The organism is Pantoea vagans, from assembly GCF_001506165.1.
GTDB lineage: Bacteria > Pseudomonadota > Gammaproteobacteria > Enterobacterales > Enterobacteriaceae > Pantoea > Pantoea vagans_C.
The window spans coordinates 2,740,572-2,758,459 of sequence record NZ_CP011427.1 but is presented as its reverse complement, the minus strand read 5'-3'; the positions used below and the strand labels follow the sequence as shown (position 1 = coordinate 2,758,459).

The window sequence follows — 17,888 nt, the reverse complement described above, 5'->3', positions numbered from 1 at the left end:
ATGGATGCGAGAGGCAAATCGCGCTAACATCCGTATTAACCGTGTTGTCGATAACGACAGCAGACTCCCAAGCCTTGCATGCCTAAGTCGAAAGATAGGGCTGCCTGGCCGTAGCGTAAGCTGCCAGGGTGCAGAAAGAAATGACTGCATCTCCCGTATTTGGAAAGGTGTTCAGGTGCCACAATTTACAGATGCCTATGCGCGCAGCTTTTACTATCTGCGCCTGTCGGTCACGGATGTGTGTAACTTCCGTTGTACCTACTGCTTACCCGACGGTTACAAGCCGAACGGTACGCACAACAAAAGCTTTCTCTCGCTGGACGAGATCCGTCGCGTGACGCGTGCCTTTGCGGCTGCGGGCACAGAAAAAGTGCGCCTGACCGGTGGCGAACCCTCTATGCGTCGCGACTTCACCGATATCATCGCGGCGGTGCGTGAAAATCAGGCGATCCGTCAGATTGCTGTGACCACTAACGGTTATCGCCTCGCGCGGGATGTGCAGGCGTGGCGTGATGCGGGACTCACCCACATCAACGTCAGCGTCGATAGCCTTGATGCGCGCCAGTTCCACGCGATTACCGGTCAGGACAAGTTTGCTGAGGTGATGGCCGGCATTGATGCTGCCTTTGCTGCGGGTTTCGAGAAGGTCAAAGTTAACAGCGTGCTGATGCGCGACCTGAACAGCCACAGTCTGGAGACTTTCCTGGACTGGATCCGCACGCGCCCAATCCAACTGCGCTTTATCGAGCTGATGGAAACCGGCGAGGGCGGCGATCTGTTCCGCCGTCACCATATCTCCGGCGAAGTGATCCGCGATCAACTCATCATGCAAGGTTGGCAACGCCAGACGCGCGGGCGCAGTGATGGCCCGGCACAGGTGTTCCGCCATCCTGATTATCAGGGTGAAGTCGGCCTGATCATGCCCTACGAAAAAGATTTCTGTGCCAGTTGTAACCGCTTGCGCGTCTCGGCCATCGGCAACCTGCATTTATGCTTGTTTGGCGATAGCGGCGTGCCGCTACGCGATCTGCTGGCCTCCGATGCCCAACAAGATGAACTGCAGGCGCGTATCGCGCATAGCCTCGGGCACAAAAAGCAGACGCACTTCCTGCATCAGGGCAACACGGGCATCACGCAAAATCTCTCCTTCATTGGTGGCTAAACACAGGAGTTACAGCCATGGGTAAACCGACCGGCGAATTTGTCGCCTTGAATGTGGCGGTGATGACCGTCTCAGATAGCCGTGACGCCAGCAACGACACCTCGGGTGATTACCTGCGCGAGGCGTTGACGGAAGCCGGACACCAGGTGGTGGATCGCGCCATCGTGCCGGATAATCGTTACCGCATTCGTGCAACGGTATCGCGCTGGATTGCCAGTGAAGATGTGCAGGTAGTGATCGTCAACGGCGGTACCGGATTCAACAGCAAAAACAGCACACCAGAAGCACTGCTGCCGCTGTTTGATCGTGAAATCGATGGATTTGGCGAGCTGTTCCGTATGTTCTCCTACGAAGACATTGGCAGCTCGACGCTGCAATCGCGCGCGGTGGCTGGTCTCGCGAACCAGACATTGATTTTCGCCGTACCGGGTTCCACCAACGCGTGTCGCAGCGCGTGGGAACGCATCATTGAAGAGCAGTTGGATGCGCGTACGCGTCCCTGTAATTTTGTCTCTCATTTGAAGAAGTTGTAAGCATGTCATTAACGCATATCAATGCCGCTGGCGAAGCCCATATGGTGGATGTCTCAGGCAAAACCGAAACGGTTCGTGAAGCCCAGGCCGAAGCGCTGGTGCTGATGCGCGCCGAAACGCTGCAAATGATCATCGACGGTAGCCACCACAAGGGCGACGTGTTCGCCACGGCGCGTATCGCCGGGATTCAGGCGGCGAAACGCACCTGGGAGCTGATTCCGCTTTGCCATCCGCTGATGTTGAGCAAGGTGGAAGTGACCCTGGTGGCGGAACCCGAACACAGCCGCGTACGTGTGACCTCACGCTGCCGCCTGACCGGGAAAACCGGCGTCGAGATGGAGGCGCTGACGGCCGCCTCGGTTGCCGCCTTGACCATTTACGATATGTGCAAGGCCGTGCAGAAAGATATCGTCATCGACCAACTGCGCTTACTGAGTAAAAGCGGCGGCAAATCCGGCGATTTTCAGGCGGTGGCGCATGATTAAAGTGCTGTTTTTCGCGCAGGTGCGCGAGCTGACCGGAACCAGTACGTTAGAACTGGCACCGGAGTATCAGGACGTGGCTTCGCTGCGTGCGGCGCTGGCCGGAAAAAGCGACCGCTGGGCGCTGGCGCTGGAGTCCGGCAAGTTGCTGGCGGCGGTGAATCAAACTCTGGTGCCGATGAGCCATCCGCTGCGTGCCGGAGATGAAGTGGCCTTCTTCCCGCCGGTGACGGGGGGATGAGCATGGAAACCCGCATTCGCGTTGGCGTCGAACCTTTTGATGTCGGGCAGGAGTATGCACAACTCGCCGCCCATGACAGCGATGGTGCCGTGGTGACCTTCACCGGCAAAGTGCGTAATCACAATCTCGGTGACAGCGTGGCGGCATTAACGCTGGAACACTATCCCGGCATGACAGAAAAAGCGCTGGCGGAAATTGTCGAAGAGGCACGCCAACGCTGGGCATTGCAGCAGGTGACGGTGATCCATCGCGTGGGGGAACTGTTTCCCGGTGATGAAATCGTGTTTGTTGGCGTCAGCAGCGCGCATCGCAGTAGCGCCTTCGCGGCGACAGAATTCATCATGGATTACCTGAAAACCCGCGCCCCCTTCTGGAAGCGGGAAGCCACCGAACAGGGCGAACGCTGGGTCGATGCGCGCGACAGCGACCATCAAGCCGCCGAACGCTGGAAGTAGGGCGTAAATTCCGCCTGCGCCGATAGCCGCAGCCCTCTGAAAACGTTAAGGTACGGTTTTTGTTGGCTATCAGGGAACAGGATGAACACCACTAAAATGCTGAAAGGCGCAGCGCTGCTTACCGCGCTGGTGTTGGCGGGATGTAGTAGCAAAAAAGAACCGCAGGCACCGGCACGTCAGCCGGCCGACGTTAAAAGCCAAATCCAACAGTTGCTGCCCAGTGACGTGAAGCAAAAAAGCGCCTGGGCGGATGACATCTACACCGCCTTTCGCGTGCAGCAGATCGATCCCAGCGTCAGCAATGTCTGTGCGGTGATCGCCGTCGCCGATCAGGAATCCAATTTTAATGCCGATGCACCAGTGCCGGGTTTGCCGAAAATCGCCTGGGGTGAAATCGATCGCCGTACCGCGAAAGTGCATGTTCCCGCCTTTTTAGTGCGTACCGCCTTACTGATCAAATCCCCCACCGGCGAAAGCTACGCGGCACGCCTGGACAAAGTGCGCAGTGAGAAAGAGCTGAGTGCCATTTTTGATGATTTCATCGATATGGTGCCGATGGGGCAGAAGCTGTTCGGCAATCTGAATCCGATTCACACCGGTGGGCCGATGCAGGTCAGCATTGAATTTGCCGAAGCGCACGCCAAGGGCTATCCGTATCCGATTGACGGCTCCATCCGTCGTGAAGTGTTTACCCGCCGTGGCGGTATCTACTTCGGCACCTTACATCTGCTGGGGTATCCGGCAGATTACAGCCAGCCGCTGTATCGCTTTGCCGATTTCAATGCCGGATGGTACGCCAGCCGCAATGCCGCCTTCCAGGCCGCCGTGGCGCGTGCCAGTGGGATAAAGCTGGCGCTGGATGGCGATTTGATTATGTATGGCAGCGAGCAAGCCGGTTCGACCGAATTAGCAGTGCGCACGCTGAGTAAGCAGCTGGATATGAGTAACCGCGAAATCCGCCGCGATCTGGAGAAGGGCGACACCGAAAGCTTCAGCAGCAGCACTTTGTGGAAGCAGACGTTTATTCTGGCCGACAAAATGGCGGGCAAACGTCTGCCGCGTGAGATGCTGCCGGGCATAAAACTGGAGAGCCCAAAAATCACCCGCAACCTGACCACCGCGTGGTTTGCGCAGCGCGTTGATGGCCGATATCAACAGTGCTTGACGCGCCGTTGACGCAATGCGGTGTAGACTCCACACTTACAGCGTTTGTCCAACTTAATGAGGTGCATCATGGACCGATATCCACGTAATGATTCAATCGTGCAGCAGGCATCAACCGGGCTGCAAACCTATATGGCGCAGGTCTATGGCTGGATGACCTGCGGCTTACTGCTGACGGCCTTTGTGTCATGGTTTGCTGCGCGTACGCCTGCCGTTATGGAGCTGGTGTTTGCTAACCGTATCACCTTCTTTGGGCTGATTATTGTGCAGTTGGCAGTGGTGTTTGTGCTGTCAGGCATGGTGCATCGCCTGAGCAGTACGCTCGCGACCGGGCTGTTTATGCTCTATTCCGCGCTGACCGGATTGACGCTGGCGAGTATCTTCCTCGTCTATACCTATTCTTCCATTGCCAGCACTTTCTTTGTGACGGCAGGGATGTTCGGCGCAATGAGCTTCTACGGTTACACCACCAAGCGTGACCTGAGCCGTTTCGGCAGCTTGCTGTTTATGGCGCTGATCGGGATTGTGCTGGCGTCACTGGTGAACTTCTGGCTGAAAAGTCCGGCGCTGATGTGGGCCATTACCTATATCGGTGTGGTGGTGTTTGTCGGTCTGACCGCCTATGACACGCAGAAGCTGAAATCGATTGGCGAGAGCATTAACGTCAACGATAAAGAGAATCTGCGCCGCTACTCGATTATGGGTGCGCTGACGCTGTATCTCGACTTCATCAACCTGTTCCTGATGCTGCTGCGCATTTTCGGTAACCGTCGGTAAATCATTTTCGGTAATTGTCGGTAAATCATCTTCGTAGCGGCGCGATTCATCGCGCGTCTCAGCAGCGATACCCCTGCTAAATGACGCGCAATAAATTGCGCCGCTACAGTTTAATGAAGTTGTTAACATCTCACCTCAATGAGTCCAGTCTCGTAGCAGCCCGACAAGGTCCTTAACCCATTATCGTGAAGCCATTTTGCGCTCATTCTTCTGCCGCAATTGCTTCGCTCGGCTCTCCAGCAGCAAATACAACACCAACGCCAGCAACAGCGGTAAAATAAAGTACAGCACGCGATAAGCCAGTAGCGCGGCGATAATCGTGCCGTGCGAAACCTGTTCCCCTGCCAGCAGCGCAAGAAACACCGCTTCCAGCACGCCGATCCCAGCGGGAATATGAATGATCACCCCAGCGATACTGCTGATCAGCAACACGCCCAGCACCTGCGGATAATCCACCTGACGTGCCAGCAAGAGCCAGATGATCGCCCCCATCACCAGCCAGTTGGCGCTGGAGACCGCAAACTGCAACAACGCCATGCGCAGTGACGGCAGTTGCAGATGCTGACCTTTCACCGTCCACTGGCGCTTTTTCGCAAAGGTACAGGCCCATAAATAAATAGCGACCAGCACTAACAGCGCTGCACCAATAATGCGCAGCGTGTTTTCGCCGATAAACCAACGCGGCGGAATCGGCACCATCCCCGCCACAAACACCACCCCAGCCAGTAAGATATAGCCCAGCCAGTTAGTCGCAATGCTCATGGAAAAGATGCGGGTGATAGTGCCGCCGGGCAGTCCCAGGCGTGAATAAAGCCGATAGCGCATCGCCACGCCACCCACCCAGGTGCTCAGCGTCAGGTTAAAGGCGTAACAGATAAACGACACCAGCATCACCTGACGTTTGGCCAGTTTGTGCCCGCAGTAGGCACGACCAATCAAATCATAGACGCCATAGGTGAGATAGCTGACCACCACCAGCGCGGCGGCACCCAACACTACGTAGCGGTTATAACCCACAATCACCTGATAGACGTCTTGCCAGTTCACTTTGCGCGCGTAAATCACCAGCAGCACAATCACGGCGATAAAAAACAGCCAGGTGAGGATTTTCTTGGCCCATTGCCAGCGCGAATGTTTCTTGCTCATCAGGGTTTCGCTCCTTGATTGTCGGTTTCGACCCGATCCTGGGTTTCCATTTCCGGCTGAACCGGCGGTTCCACCTGGCTCAGCAGCGGAGTATGCGCGGGCAACCAACCCGCGATGGCCGGGAAATGGCGTAGGAAGTGAAACACGATGACGCTTTTGGTCAGATGCCACCAGGTGCGTGGCGGCAGCTTGTCATCCTGTACGCGCTCGCAATCCTGCTGTAACAGTGCTTCCAGATTTTCGCGCAGTGTCTGGTTGAACGCGCGATCGTGCACCATCAGATTGGCTTCGAGGTTGAGTGACAGACTGAGCGGGTCGAGATTGCTGGACCCCACCGTGGACCAGTGTTGATCCTGCACCGCAATCTTGCCGTGCAGCGGCCGGCGGCAATACTCGTAAACCTCCACACCGGCATCCACCAGATAGTTGTACAGCATCTCAGCACCGACTTTGACAATCGGCATATCGGGCTCACCCTGGACGATCAGCCTGACGCGCACGCCACGCTGTGCGGCACTGCGCATCTCGCGCAGCAGCCGATAGCCAGGGAAAAAGTAGGCGTTGGCGATAATCACGTCGTGCTTTGCCTTGCGCAACATATCCAGATAGTGCTGCTCAATGTCATCGCGATGCTGGTCATTATCGCGATAGACAAACAGTACCTGAGCGTCACCCGGCATGGCATTCACCGCCAGCCGTGGCGATCGGCCTCCCCACCAGCGCCGCGTCACCTGTTCGCTACCCATGGCTTGCTGCACGTAATGCGCAATATCCAACACCACCGGTCCGGTGACCTCCACTGCATAGTCCTGCTTGGCTTGCGGGCCGAAGTCGGTGTTGTGCTCGTCAGAAAAGTTGATACCGCCGACGAAGGCCAGCGTCTCATCCACCACTACGATTTTCCGATGCAGGCGGCGGAACACATTGGTGCGCATGCCCAGCACAAGCGGGCGCGGATCATAATAGAGAAAGCGCACGCCGGCTTCGGTGAGGCTGTTGACGAAGTGATCGGATAAATCAGGCGAACCGTAGCCATCCACCATCACTTCAACATGGACGCCACGCCGGGCTGCCGTCAATAAATCGCTATGGAGAGACTGGCCAACTGTGTCCTCGAACAGAATAAAGGTTTCCAGCAGCAGCGAACGCTGCGCGCCTTGGATGGCTTCAGAAACGCGCGGGAAAAACTGATCGCCATTTTCCAGCAGCCGAAGTTGGTTGCCATCACGCCAACTAAAGTTCATAGCAAGATCTCCACTGCCAGCGGGGCGTGATCGGAAAGATGTGACCAGGGTTTGACCGGCAGCGCCCAAGGATGGCTGACCGTGGCGTTGCGGATGTAAATGCGATCAAGGCGCAACAGGGGAAAACGGGCCGGAAAGGTGCGCGCCGGGTGGCCGTTTTTCATGCTGAATACTTCCTCAAGGCCGGCGCTGCGTTTCAGAAAACGATTGGCACGAACTTGCCAGTCGTTAAAATCACCGGCCACCACCAGCGGCGCATCATGCGGCAGCGCGGCGATGTGCTCACTCATCATTTTCATCTGCGTCTGGCGATGGTGTTCCTTTAAGCCCAGATGAACGCAAATGACATGCAGTGGCTGCGGACGGTCAGGCAAGCGAATCTGGCAGTGCAACATGCCGCGTTTTTCACTTCCTGCCACAGAAATATCGAGGTTTTCATATTCAATAATCGGAAAACGTGACAATATCGCGTTCCCGTGGTGTCCTTCAGGATAAACCGCATTACGGCCATAGGCAAAATCATGCCACATGGTGTCAGCCAGATACTCGTAATGAGAGTGTTCTGGCCAGTTTTCGATGTGCAGCGAATGGATAGCGTGGGTGCCCATCACCTCTTGCAGGAAGACGATATCCGCTGAGGTTTCGCGGACGGCGTCACGCAATTCCGGCAGGATAAAGCGGCGATTAAAGCTGGTGAACCCTTTGTGGGTATTGATCGTCAGGACTTTAAATGAAAATCCTTGCGTGATTTGTGGCATACTGCGACGCGCTCCTTTTCATCATCAACAGCACAAAGTGTAGTCTTTGTCACAAATGGGTGGTGAGTGGAGCATAAAATTAGGGCGTAATCCGAAATTTGCTTTACATTGAGGAAATCCGTCTGGCCGCAGCCAGATACACTTGGGCGACCTGTTGGGTCTGCCAGGAGAAATGAATGAAATGGTCTAATCGTGTTCAGATTGTTACCGGTCAAACCTGCTTGCATATTGCCATGCACTTGTTGGTGATTGCAGCGCTGGTGTGGGGCTGGAAGCATAAGGCGCTGGTAGAAGTGAGCAGTACCCTGGTAGCCGCTTATGCGTTGGTGTTTATCGCCATGCTGGCTCTGCAGCGTAGTGCCCGTTTACGCCGATTTGGCGATTCTCTGGAAGAAGTAACGACAACCTATTACTTCGGTGCAGCGATGCTGACGCTGTTCCTGATTTCCCGCTTCATCCACAACAACCTGCTGATTGGTTGTTTGGGCGTGGTGATGTTAGTGGGACCGGCACTGGTGTCACTGCTGGCGAAAGAACCCGCGCATCGCGTGGAGAAAAAACGCAGTTAATGTTTGGCGGGATCTTTCTGCCTGCTGTGAAAGAAGGAGCCATTTATGGCTCCTTTTTTATGGGTAATCAGGTCGCCATCACTGACGACCTGACAATAAAGAAAGGCACACATTATGAGTACATCGGTAAAACCGTAGGGGGGCATTTATGCGCCCTAAGAAAACCCCTCGCGGTAATGGCTGTCGCAGTCCCAGCCGAAACCTGCTAAACTCTCGCCCTTACGCATGGTAGTTTGTGCCCTTTTCACACGTGAGCCTCAGGCTTGCGTCATATCCCCCCTGAAAACTACATCGCTGACGGCGATCAGGGCGGTTCGGAGTAATACACCTGCATGTCTTTTGACTCTCTCGGCTTAAGTGCCGATATTTTGCGTGCGGTAGCGGAACAAGGCTACCAAGAACCGACGCCAATCCAGCGTCAGGCAATTCCTGTGGTACTGGCTGGCCGCGACCTGCTGGCGAGTGCTCAGACCGGTACGGGTAAAACCGCCGGCTTCACGCTGCCACTGCTGCAGCGCCTCAGTGCAAATCCTTCCACTGCGCGCGGTCGTCGCCCGGTGCGTGCACTGATCCTCACCCCAACCCGTGAACTGGCGGCGCAGGTGGGCGAAAACGTCCGTGAATACAGTCAGTACCTCAACATCCGTTCGCTGGTAGTTTTCGGCGGCGTAAGCATTAACCCGCAAATGATGAAACTGCGCGGTGGCGTCGATGTGCTGGTGGCGACGCCGGGCCGTCTGCTGGATCTGGCGCATCAAAATGCCGTCGATCTGTCACAGGTTGAAATTCTGGTACTGGATGAAGCGGACCGTATGCTCGATATGGGCTTCATCCACGATATCCGTCGTGTACTGGCGCGTCTGCCAGCCAAACGTCAGAACCTGCTGTTCTCTGCGACTTTCTCTGATGAAATTAAAACCCTGGCGGAAAAACTGCTGACCAACCCAGAACAGGTTGAAGTGGCGCGTCGCAACACCGCTTCTGAGCAGGTTTCACAGCAGGTGCATTTCGTTGATAAAAAGCGCAAGCGGGAACTGCTGTCACTGATGATTGGTCGTGATAACTGGCAGCAAGTGCTGGTGTTCACCCGGACCAAGCATGGCGCGAACCATCTGGCCGAACAACTGAACAAAGATGGCATTACCGCAGCGGCTATCCACGGTAACAAAAGCCAGGGCGCGCGTACCCGTGCGTTAGCGGACTTTAAATCTGGTGGTATTCGTGTGCTGGTGGCGACCGATATCGCCGCGCGTGGCCTGGATATTGAAGAGCTGCCACACGTGGTGAACTACGAGCTGCCAAATGTGGCTGAAGACTATGTACACCGTATCGGCCGTACCGGTCGTGCGGCGGCGACTGGTGCGGCGTTGTCGCTGGTGTGTGTCGATGAGCACAAACTGCTGCGTGACATCGAACGTTTGCTGAAGCGTGAAATTCCGCGCATCGAGTTGCCTGGCTTTGAAGTCGATCCAAGCATCAAAGCGGAGCCGATCCAAAACGGACGTCAGCAGCAAGGTCGCGGTCAGGGCCGTGGTCAAGGCCAGGGGCGCGGACAGGGCGGTAACGTTTCTCGTCCTCACAGCGGTCATGCGCCACGTCCGCAAGGCGAAGCACGTCCAGCGCGTCGTCAGGGCGGCAATGCGGGCCAGGCTGCGCCAGCAGCTAACAGCGGTCGCCGTCGTCCAGCCCCTAAGAAGAGCGGGAATATCTAACCCATGAGGGTTTTACTGGCGCCGATGGAGGGCGTGCTGGATTCGCTGGTGCGTGAGCTGCTCTCCGGGGTGAATGATTATGATCTGTGCGTCACCGAGTTTTTGCGTGTGGTCGATCAACTGTTGCCGGTAAAATCCTTTTGGCGTTTGTGTCCTGAGCTGCACAACAGCAGCCGCACCCCTTCCGGCACGCGTGTGCGTATGCAGCTACTTGGGCAGTATCCCGAGTGGCTGGCAGAAAACGCTGCGCGTGCGGTGGAACTCGGTTCCTGGGGCGTGGATCTCAACTGTGGTTGCCCGTCAAAGCTGGTTAACGGCAGCGGCGGTGGGGCGACGCTGCTGAAAGATCCTGAGCTGATCTATCGCGGTGCCAAAGCGATGCGTGAAGCGGTGCCTGCCCATCTACCGGTAACGGTTAAAGTACGCCTGGGCTGGGATTCCGGTGAGCGCCGCTTCGAGATTGCCGATGCGGTACAGCAAGCTGGGGCCAGTGAACTGGTGGTGCATGGCCGTACCAAAGAAGAAGGCTACCGCGCTGAAAGCATCAACTGGCAGGCGATTGGTGAGATTCGCCAGCGCCTGTCGATTCCGGTGATCGCCAACGGCGAGATCTGGAGCTGGCAGGATGCGCAGGATTGTCTGCGCATCACCGGTTGTGATGCGGTGATGTTAGGGCGCGGTGCGCTCAACATCCCCAACCTCGGCCGTGTGGTGAAGTACAATGAAGCGCCCATGCCATGGTTCGAGGTGGTTGAACTGCTGCTGAAATACACCCAGTTAGAGAAGCAGGGTGATACCGGCATGTACCACGTGGCGCGCATAAAACAGTGGCTGGGCTACCTGCGTAAAGCCTACGACGAGGCCGATGGGCTGTTCAGTGAAATCCGTACCTTACGTGTTTCCGCTGAGATCGCCACAGCGATTGAACGCCATGCGCAGCAACTGACCGCACACGCATAGCGCCCCCTCATTATTTAAACGCTGCTGTATAGTGTGTCTGCTTACTGGATGCGTAAAAGCGGACCATCTGCTCACTGAATTTCACCGGGTCATGGTGTTCCGCAATTCTTTGCAGTGATTGCGCGGAGTACTGGGTAATGAGCCCCGGATTACGCAGAATATCCACGATATGACCTTTCAACTGCTGCACGATCTGGTGGCGAATATCCTTTTTGCGCTCTTCTGAGTCAATCACATACTCATGCTCATCATTTAATGGCTGTTGAATAAGCCAGCCTGCACCTGCTGGATTGATCTCGGGTAAGGCACGAACATTGGTGGTGATCACCGGGCAGCCGCTGGCCTGCATTTCCAGCACCGAGAAGCCATAAGTATCCTGCCAGGTGGGGAGTAACCCCACGTGTGTACGTTGCAATAGCGCCAACACCTGATGATTGGGTAATGCGCTAAAGTGCTGAATATGTGGCGATGTGTTGATTAGGTGTTCAATGCGAGTATAGAACGCCTCATCATCCTGAAATTGGCGATGGGCAATATTATGTCGCTGCGAAAGATCGCCAATCAGGGTGACCTGAATCTGACTGCGAGTGAAAACATCCTCTTCAGTCAGTTGCGAAATCGCCAACACCACTTCGGCCCCTCCCTTGCGATAGAACTCACTGCCAACAAACGTGAAATGAATTTTTCCCGGTGAAATTAAACGCGGTTTTACACACAGCAACGGCTGAGGAGGATGGAGAATACGCAGTTTATGGGCCGCTGCCGCCTTGATGGCAGGGAAAGCCTCCAGCAACTTCAGTTGGATGTTAAAGGTCGCTTGTGAGATGGCAATCAGGTACAAACATTCATCTCTGGCGATTAATGCCAGTTGCGAGTGCAAGTCGGGATTAGCGGTTTTTTCCATGCCGGGCACGGGCAACACGCGGGGGATTTCAGTCTCAAAGGTGGCGATCCAGTTACGTTTGGTATGAGCAACTTCGTTAAAGAGATGAATGACATCCGCACTGTGCGGCAGCAAGCCGGGCAGCGGATAAAAGATGAATTGCTTATTTTTATGTAGCAGCCTGGATCTGACGGCGTTCAAATAAAAGTAAATGTTCTTTTTTCGGCAATCAATATACTGGTGGTGAGGGTTAGTGATGATATTTCTTTTTTCAGGATATCCGCTTCCACTGATGATTATCTTCATAATCTCTCCCGGCAGGTAGGGTACAGAGTGAAATAAAAATATGTCGAACAATGAGAAGTTACGCGCGCTGAAGAGGTATGTTACTCACTGAAAGTAACCACCTGGATTTGATTTTATAATCTGTAACCTAAGGCTTGATGGCGACAGAATCTATGTTTAATGCGGACGTTCAAATATCACTCGCGTTAATGATTAAAATTCAATCCGCTTACTCTCTGGTTTTGCTATAAATTTTTTCTGATAAATGCTAAATGTGCCTGCCAATAGGGGGATTTTTCAGATTTGTCATGTCTATGGTTTAAAAAAACTAAATTAAATTCGCTTATTAAAGTTAATTAATAATAAGTATCTGGCATTTGATATTATTTAGTGCCTGAGATTGTTGTTTGCATACGGAATTACGCTATTACACAGTTCCAGCTAAAGTCAGGTTCAAGATGAGCGCTGTTCGCGCTATAGTAGAGGCCTACATTCATCTGTAATGCCATCACTTATGTCAGACGCCGCTGTACTGAGCCATGCTCAGTTAAATAAACGCATCATTTCCGTCATCATCTTCACCTTTTTCTGCTATCTCTCGGTGGGGTTGCCATTGGCGGTACTCCCCGGATTTGTGCACAACCAACTGGGCTTCAGCTCGTTTATTGCTGGCTTGATCATCAGCCTGCAATACTTCGCGACCCTGCTTAGCCGACCTCATTCCGGGCGCCTGGCCGATCGTTATGGCCCCAAACGCGTGGTGATGATGGGATTAGTGTGCTGCGGGATGAGCGGCGTGCTCTCCATCATCGCAGCGTTGTTTAGTGATGTGCCGATGCTGAGCCTGGCGCTGCTGGCCGCAGGCAGACTGTTCTTGGGCGTGGGCGAAAGCTTTAGCAGCACGGGATCAACGCTCTGGGGCATGAATATTGTTGGGCCATTACAAACCGCACGCGTCATTTCGTGGAATGGTGTTGCCACCTATTTTGCCATGGCAATCGGTGCGCCATTGGGTGTGTTGCTCAATCAGTGGTTTGGCATCAGCGGCTTTGCTGGCCTGGTCGCGGTAATGGGTGTGGTGGGTTTCTGGATGGCGAGTCGCAAAGCGCCTGTTAAGGTCACTGCCGGCGTGCGCATTCCGTTCCACCGGGTGGTGAGCCGCGTCTGGCTGTTTGGTCTGGCGCTAGGGTTTGGCACCATCGGTTTTGGCGTGATTTCCACCTTCATTACGCTCTATTTCGCCAGCCGCGACTGGAGTGGCGCGGCCTTTGCTCTGACGCTATTTAGCCTCGGGTTTGTGCTGGTGCGCCTTGCGGGCGGCCGTTACATCACGCGGTTTGGTGGCATTAAGGTATCGCTGGTGTCCTTTGTACTGGAGTGTGCAGGTTTGCTGCTGATTTGGCAGGCAGACAGCAGCTGGCTGGTTGATATTGGCGCCTTCCTGACCGGCGGCGGATTCTCATTGGTGTTCCCGGCTCTCGGCGTAGAAGCGGTGAAACGCGTGCAGCAGCAGGATCAGGGATCGGCATTGGGCACCTATTCGGCCTTTCTTGATTTAGGGCTAGGACTAACCGGACCGGTGGCGGGTTTACTGATTGGTCATTGGGGCATGCAGTCGGTTTATCTGGCCGCGGCACTGATGGTATTAGGCGCATTCCTGATTACCTTGCGCTTGCAACAGCAGCACGGCCGCCAGGCGACCGTGCCCACGGTGAATTAGTACTTTTCTGGCACCACCATGTTTTCCGGGACCGGTGCGCGGCGATAATCTTCATGACGTTCGCGCATCGGTAACATAATCGTTTTCGATTCACTCTCTTCGTACGGCACTTGCTGCAACAGATGGCTAATGCAGTTCAGTCGCGCACGTTTTTTATCAACGCCTTGCACCACCCACCATGGCGCTTCAGGGATGTGAGTGCGTTCCAGCATCTCTTCTTTCGCTTCGGTGTAGTCTTCCCAACGACGACGGCTTTCGAGATCCATCGGGCTGAGTTTCCACTGTTTCAACGGATCGTGAATACGGCTGAGGAAGCGGAGTTCCTGCTCTTCGTCAGTGATCGAGAACCAGTACTTGATGATCTGAATGCCGCTGCGTGTCAGCATTTTTTCGAATTCTGGTACGCTGCGGTAGAACTCTTCTACTTCGGCTTCATTACAGAAGCCCATCACGCGTTCAACGCCTGCGCGGTTATACCAGCTACGGTCAAACATCACGATCTCACCGGCGGCCGGCAGATGTGCGATATAACGCTGAAAATACCACTGAGTTTTCTCACGATCGTTAGGCGCGGGCAGGGCAGCCACACGACAGGTACGTGGGTTCAAACGCTGTGTGATACGTTTGATCACGCCGCCTTTACCTGCGGCATCACGGCCTTCAAACAGAATGACCACACGATGCCCGGTACGCATCACCCAATCCTGCAACTTCACCAGTTCGCCTTGCAGATGCAACAGCTCACGGAAGTAGCGGCGACGGAAGGCTTTATCACCTTCTTGCTGGGGGGCGCCGTTATCCTTGAAGCGCAGATCATCCAGCTCCATCTCCAGCTCTTCGTCGTAGCTGTCATAGAATTCTTGCAGCAAACGCGCATTAAACGTCTCACTGCGGAAGTTATTGTCGTGTGTCGCCATCACTGTTCCCCGTTACAGATGAATAAACAGAGCGTAAAGCAGCCCTGAAAGTAAGACTGATACCGGCAGCGTCAATACCCACGCCAGCGCGAGGTTACGGATGGTGGAGAGCTGCAGGCCAGATTTGTTGGCCGCCATAGAACCGGCTACGCCCGATGAGAGCACGTGTGTGGTGGAGACCGGCAAGCCGAAGACGTCAGCCGCACCGATGGTGGCCATGGCCACTAATTCAGCACTGGCACCCTGGGCATAAGTCAGATGGGTTTTGCCAATACGTTCACCCACGGTGACCACAATCCGACGCCAACCCACCATGGTGCCGAGGCCGAGGGCGATCGCCACCACCACTTTTACCCACATCGGGATAAAGCGTGTGGCCGCATCCAGTTCTTTCTTCACCGCGGTGAGGTTACTGGCGATCTCTTCTGGCACCGGCACTTTGGCGGATTGCAGATGTTTGATGGTTTCCGAGGCGAGGTACATATCGTTACGGGTGTTGGTCACCGCCTGGGCCGGAATGTTCTCTACCGAACCGTACTGACGAATTTGCTCGCCGATATCACCCAGCATCATGCCCAGCGCAGGCAGAACCTGTGGGCGGTTCTGGCTGGTGCGCACGAATTCCGTCAGGACTTCGCGTGGAGCAGGCATCGCGGCGGGAGGCGGCTGCAGCGCCAGTAACTGCTGTTCGGTGACCTGGGTTAGCGCGGCAACACGCGGGATTTGGTCTGGCGGCAGTGAGCGGTTCAGGGCATAGGCAATCGGCATGGTGCCGACCAGAATCAGCATAATCAGCCCCATCCCTTTCTGCCCATCATTCGAGCCGTGGGCAAAGGAGACGCCGGTGCAGGTCAGGATCAGCAGGCCACGGATCCACGGCGGCGGTGGCTGGTTGTCTTTTGGCGCTTCATACAGCTGGCGATTGCGGATAAAGGCTTTCATCGCCAACAGCAGCAGGGCGGCGCAGATAAAGCCGACCACCGGTGACAGCAGCAGGGCGTAGCCCACTTTGATGGCCTGATCCCAGTCTACGCCGCTGGTACCACTGCGACCGTGCAGCAGGGCATTGGCTACGCCCACACCGATGATTGATCCAATCAGCGTATGCGAGGAAGACGCAGGCAAGCCGAAATACCAGGTGCCGAGGTTCCAGATGATCGCGGAGAACAGCAGGGCATACACCATGGCAAAGCCGTTGCCGCTACCCGCTTGCAGGATCAGCTCGACGGGCAGCAGCGAAATGATGCCAAACGCCACCACGCCGCTGGAGAGCAATACGCCCAGGAAGTTACAGAAACCAGACCACACCACGGCCACACCCGGTGACAGAGAGTGGGTGTATATCACCGTTGCGACGGCATTGGCGGTGTCATGGAAGCCGTTCACAAACTCAAAGCCGAGGGCAATCAATAGTGCGACCCCCAGCAGCAGGAACGGCGTGTAGCTGGTGACCGGCGCACCGGTCTCTTCTACGTCATTGAACAGATTGATCGCGGTAAAGAGCAGGCCGGCACACAGGAGTATCAGGAAAATGATACGTGAGACACGACCGCTGCCTTGGTTAAGATTCGGACGTCCGCTGGGAGACGATGATGTCGATGCAGGTAAACTGTTTTCAGCCATAACACACCCCGGTGTGGATTGACGATGCTCGAACGGCATCCGTTACTGGCAGTGTGATACGTGGTTTGTATGACAGAATGATGATGGCGATCACGGTGTGTCATCTTGCTGTAACACGGCTGTCGCAGTCTGTGGATCTGACCGCTCCGGGATCCTCACGCTGCCATGTTCCAGCCTGTCTTGCCGCTTGCCTCACTGCCGGATTTCAATAATGAAGTCGCTGGCCTTATTCATGGTTACTTATTCACACCGGAAGCGCCGCCACAAAGGCTTAACGCGCGTGAGGCCTCACAGCTTGCACAACATGAACTGCCCGAATCTTACTTTCTGTGGCTTCACATCAACCTTAACCACGCGCGCGCTGAGCGCTGGGTTCAGGACCACTTTAGTGTTGATAATGATTTTTTCGACGAGATACATTCCGCCTCGCCGCGCACCCGTTTAGCCCATCAAAACGATGCGCTGCTGGCGGTACTTAATGATGTGACTTTCAGTAAAGAAGAGCGCAGCACGCAGAACGCCACGCTGTGGATTTGGTGCTGTGCACACGTCATCGTCACTGCACGCTATCGGCCGGTGGGGATGATTGAACGCATGCACCAGCAAATTGACCGGCTGGAATTTAGCGAACCCGATGCGATGCTGTTGTGGCTGCTGGGCGAGCAGGAAGCACAGTTGGAGCAGGTGGTGCGCCGTTCCAGCCAGGCGGTGGATGCGATTGAAGAGCGGCTGCTCAGTGCGGCGATTAAAACCAACCGCAGCGAACTGGGGCACCTGCGGCGTATGTTGCTGCGTGTGCAACGTTTGCTGGCCCCTGAACCCGCGGCGCTGTTCCGTTTACTGAATCGTCCACCTAAATGGCTCAAGCGCGAACCGCTGTCAGAACTGCGCATTTTCACTGAAGAGTTCAGCGTCGCGCTCAGTGATTTGGCGGGGCTGATGGAGCGCATACGTTTGTTGCAGGAAGAGATTGCTGCCAGCCTGATGGAACAAAGCAACCGCACACTGTTCTTGCTGACGGTGATTACGGTGTTGGCGCTGCCGATTAATATCGTGGCGGGTTTTTTTGGCATGAACGTCGGCGGCATTCCGCTGGCGAACAATCCGCACGGATTTCTGCTGTTAGTGATTGTGGTGCTGGTGTTCACGCTGGTGGCAGGGTGGCTGGCGTTAAAGCGAAGAATGTAGTTTACGGTCGGCTTCAGGGCCAGTGCGCATAAATGCGCACCCTACAAAAACTGTGCCCTGTTGTTGTAG

At 55.2% G+C, this 17,888-nt stretch carries 18 protein-coding genes and 1 riboswitch; of the genes, 12 read left to right on the top strand and 6 right to left on the bottom strand.

What is annotated here, in order from left to right; genetic code table 11:
• Positions 1–52: 52 nt before the first annotated feature.
• Positions 53–186, top strand: a riboswitch (molybdenum cofactor riboswitch).
• The 7 genes from moaA (at position 176) to LK04_RS12825 (ending at position 4,814) form a co-directional block, all read left to right on the top strand.
• Positions 176–1,162, top strand: a complete 987-nt coding sequence (gene moaA, locus LK04_RS12855; protein WP_039336606.1) for a GTP 3',8-cyclase MoaA — start codon at positions 176–178, stop codon at positions 1,160–1,162. Its footprint overlaps the riboswitch before it by 11 nt.
• Before the next feature lie 17 nt (positions 1,163–1,179).
• Positions 1,180–1,695, top strand: a complete 516-nt coding sequence (gene moaB / locus LK04_RS12850; RefSeq protein WP_039336603.1) for a molybdenum cofactor biosynthesis protein B — start codon at positions 1,180–1,182, stop codon at positions 1,693–1,695.
• 2 nt (positions 1,696–1,697) lie between these two features.
• Positions 1,698–2,180 (top strand): cyclic pyranopterin monophosphate synthase MoaC, encoded by a 483-nt coding sequence (gene moaC, locus LK04_RS12845; RefSeq protein WP_039336601.1) that lies wholly within the window; start codon positions 1,698–1,700, stop codon positions 2,178–2,180.
• Positions 2,173–2,418, top strand: a complete 246-nt coding sequence (moaD, locus tag LK04_RS12840) for a molybdopterin synthase sulfur carrier subunit (RefSeq protein WP_039336599.1) — start codon at positions 2,173–2,175, stop codon at positions 2,416–2,418. The genes moaC and moaD overlap by 8 nt, the downstream gene beginning before the upstream one ends.
• 2 nt (positions 2,419–2,420) lie before the next feature.
• On the top strand, positions 2,421–2,873 hold the full coding sequence (gene moaE / locus LK04_RS12835; RefSeq protein ID WP_039336650.1) for a molybdopterin synthase catalytic subunit MoaE: 453 nt from the start codon (positions 2,421–2,423) through the stop codon (positions 2,871–2,873).
• Positions 2,874–2,954: 81 nt separating this feature from the next.
• The gene (locus tag LK04_RS12830; protein WP_039336597.1) at positions 2,955–4,049 is read left to right on the top strand and encodes a DUF1615 domain-containing protein; all 1,095 of its coding nucleotides are present in this window, start codon (positions 2,955–2,957) and stop codon (positions 4,047–4,049) included.
• A 57-nt stretch (positions 4,050–4,106) separates the two neighbouring features.
• Positions 4,107–4,814, top strand: coding sequence for a Bax inhibitor-1 family protein (locus tag LK04_RS12825; protein ID WP_039336595.1), 708 nt, complete (start codon positions 4,107–4,109; stop codon positions 4,812–4,814).
• A 180-nt stretch (positions 4,815–4,994) separates the two neighbouring features.
• Here LK04_RS12825 and LK04_RS12820 read toward each other — a convergent pair whose 3' ends face one another.
• The 3 genes from LK04_RS12820 to LK04_RS12810 are packed head-to-tail and all read right to left on the bottom strand — an operon-like array spanning position 4,995 to position 7,962.
• The gene (locus tag LK04_RS12820; protein ID WP_039336594.1) at positions 4,995–5,960 is read right to left on the bottom strand and encodes a lysylphosphatidylglycerol synthase domain-containing protein; all 966 of its coding nucleotides are present in this window, start codon (positions 5,958–5,960) and stop codon (positions 4,995–4,997) included.
• Positions 5,960–7,204 (bottom strand): cardiolipin synthase ClsB, encoded by a 1,245-nt coding sequence (gene clsB / locus LK04_RS12815; protein ID WP_039336592.1) that lies wholly within the window; start codon positions 7,202–7,204, stop codon positions 5,960–5,962. The genes LK04_RS12820 and clsB overlap by 1 nt, the downstream gene beginning before the upstream one ends.
• Complete coding sequence (locus tag LK04_RS12810) at positions 7,201–7,962, bottom strand: endonuclease/exonuclease/phosphatase family protein (protein ID WP_039336590.1); 762 nt, start codon at positions 7,960–7,962, stop codon at positions 7,201–7,203. Before LK04_RS12810 ends, clsB begins: the two co-directional genes overlap by 4 nt.
• Positions 7,963–8,138: 176 nt before the next feature.
• Between LK04_RS12810 and LK04_RS12805 the strand changes: the two genes are divergently transcribed.
• From LK04_RS12805 to dusC, 3 genes are all read left to right on the top strand, one after another.
• Entirely contained in the window at positions 8,139–8,531 is a 393-nt protein-coding gene (locus LK04_RS12805) for a YbhQ family protein (protein WP_039336588.1), read from the top strand.
• Positions 8,532–8,863: 332 nt separating this feature from the next.
• Complete coding sequence (rhlE, locus tag LK04_RS12795; RefSeq protein WP_039336584.1) at positions 8,864–10,243, top strand: ATP-dependent RNA helicase RhlE; 1,380 nt, start codon at positions 8,864–8,866, stop codon at positions 10,241–10,243.
• Positions 10,244–10,246: 3 nt separating this feature from the next.
• Positions 10,247–11,203, top strand: a complete 957-nt coding sequence (gene dusC, locus LK04_RS12790) for a tRNA dihydrouridine(16) synthase DusC (RefSeq protein WP_039336582.1) — start codon at positions 10,247–10,249, stop codon at positions 11,201–11,203.
• A 10-nt stretch (positions 11,204–11,213) separates the two neighbouring features.
• On the opposite strand, the gene LK04_RS12785 is transcribed toward dusC, so the two are convergent.
• Complete coding sequence (locus LK04_RS12785; RefSeq protein ID WP_233797812.1) at positions 11,214–12,443, bottom strand: glycosyltransferase family 4 protein; 1,230 nt, start codon at positions 12,441–12,443, stop codon at positions 11,214–11,216.
• A gap of 442 nt (positions 12,444–12,885) precedes the next feature.
• Between LK04_RS12785 and LK04_RS12780 the strand changes: the two genes are divergently transcribed.
• Complete coding sequence (locus tag LK04_RS12780) at positions 12,886–14,091, top strand: MFS transporter (RefSeq protein WP_072214948.1); 1,206 nt, start codon at positions 12,886–12,888, stop codon at positions 14,089–14,091.
• Here LK04_RS12780 and ppk2 read toward each other — a convergent pair.
• Both ppk2 and LK04_RS12770 read right to left on the bottom strand, forming a co-directional pair.
• The gene (ppk2, locus tag LK04_RS12775) at positions 14,088–15,008 is read right to left on the bottom strand and encodes a polyphosphate kinase 2 (protein ID WP_039336576.1); all 921 of its coding nucleotides are present in this window, start codon (positions 15,006–15,008) and stop codon (positions 14,088–14,090) included. The genes LK04_RS12780 and ppk2 overlap by 4 nt on opposite strands.
• Positions 15,009–15,020: 12 nt before the next feature.
• Positions 15,021–16,631 (bottom strand): inorganic phosphate transporter, encoded by a 1,611-nt coding sequence (locus LK04_RS12770; protein WP_039336574.1) that lies wholly within the window; start codon positions 16,629–16,631, stop codon positions 15,021–15,023.
• Between the two features lie 165 nt (positions 16,632–16,796).
• Here LK04_RS12770 and LK04_RS12765 point away from each other — a divergent pair, with 165 nt between their 5' ends.
• Entirely contained in the window at positions 16,797–17,819 is a 1,023-nt protein-coding gene (locus LK04_RS12765; protein ID WP_039336571.1) for a transporter, read from the top strand.
• Positions 17,820–17,888 lie beyond the last annotated feature (69 nt).

What these genes read in the sequence shown, in the direction of transcription:
- moaB (WP_039336603.1), top strand. Translation starts at nt 1,180, where the DNA reads ATGGGTAAACCGACCGGCGAATTTGTCGCCTTGAATGTGGCGGTGATG.
- moaC (WP_039336601.1), top strand. Translation starts at nt 1,698, where the DNA reads ATGTCATTAACGCATATCAATGCCGCTGGCGAAGCCCATATGGTGGAT.
- moaD (WP_039336599.1), top strand. Translation starts at nt 2,173, where the DNA reads ATGATTAAAGTGCTGTTTTTCGCGCAGGTGCGCGAGCTGACCGGAACC.
- moaE (WP_039336650.1), top strand. Translation starts at nt 2,421, where the DNA reads ATGGAAACCCGCATTCGCGTTGGCGTCGAACCTTTTGATGTCGGGCAG.
- LK04_RS12830 (WP_039336597.1), top strand. Translation starts at nt 2,955, where the DNA reads ATGAACACCACTAAAATGCTGAAAGGCGCAGCGCTGCTTACCGCGCTG.
- LK04_RS12825 (WP_039336595.1), top strand. Translation starts at nt 4,107, where the DNA reads ATGGACCGATATCCACGTAATGATTCAATCGTGCAGCAGGCATCAACC.
- LK04_RS12820 (WP_039336594.1), bottom strand. Translation starts at nt 5,960, where the DNA reads ATGAGCAAGAAACATTCGCGCTGGCAATGGGCCAAGAAAATCCTCACC.
- clsB (WP_039336592.1), bottom strand. Translation starts at nt 7,204, where the DNA reads ATGAACTTTAGTTGGCGTGATGGCAACCAACTTCGGCTGCTGGAAAAT.
- LK04_RS12810 (WP_039336590.1), bottom strand. Translation starts at nt 7,962, where the DNA reads ATGCCACAAATCACGCAAGGATTTTCATTTAAAGTCCTGACGATCAAT.
- LK04_RS12805 (WP_039336588.1), top strand. Translation starts at nt 8,139, where the DNA reads ATGAAATGGTCTAATCGTGTTCAGATTGTTACCGGTCAAACCTGCTTG.
- rhlE (WP_039336584.1), top strand. Translation starts at nt 8,864, where the DNA reads ATGTCTTTTGACTCTCTCGGCTTAAGTGCCGATATTTTGCGTGCGGTA.
- dusC (WP_039336582.1), top strand. Translation starts at nt 10,247, where the DNA reads ATGAGGGTTTTACTGGCGCCGATGGAGGGCGTGCTGGATTCGCTGGTG.
- LK04_RS12780 (WP_072214948.1), top strand. Translation starts at nt 12,886, where the DNA reads ATGTCAGACGCCGCTGTACTGAGCCATGCTCAGTTAAATAAACGCATC.
- ppk2 (WP_039336576.1), bottom strand. Translation starts at nt 15,008, where the DNA reads ATGGCGACACACGACAATAACTTCCGCAGTGAGACGTTTAATGCGCGT.
- LK04_RS12770 (WP_039336574.1), bottom strand. Translation starts at nt 16,631, where the DNA reads ATGGCTGAAAACAGTTTACCTGCATCGACATCATCGTCTCCCAGCGGA.
- LK04_RS12765 (WP_039336571.1), top strand. Translation starts at nt 16,797, where the DNA reads ATGTTCCAGCCTGTCTTGCCGCTTGCCTCACTGCCGGATTTCAATAAT.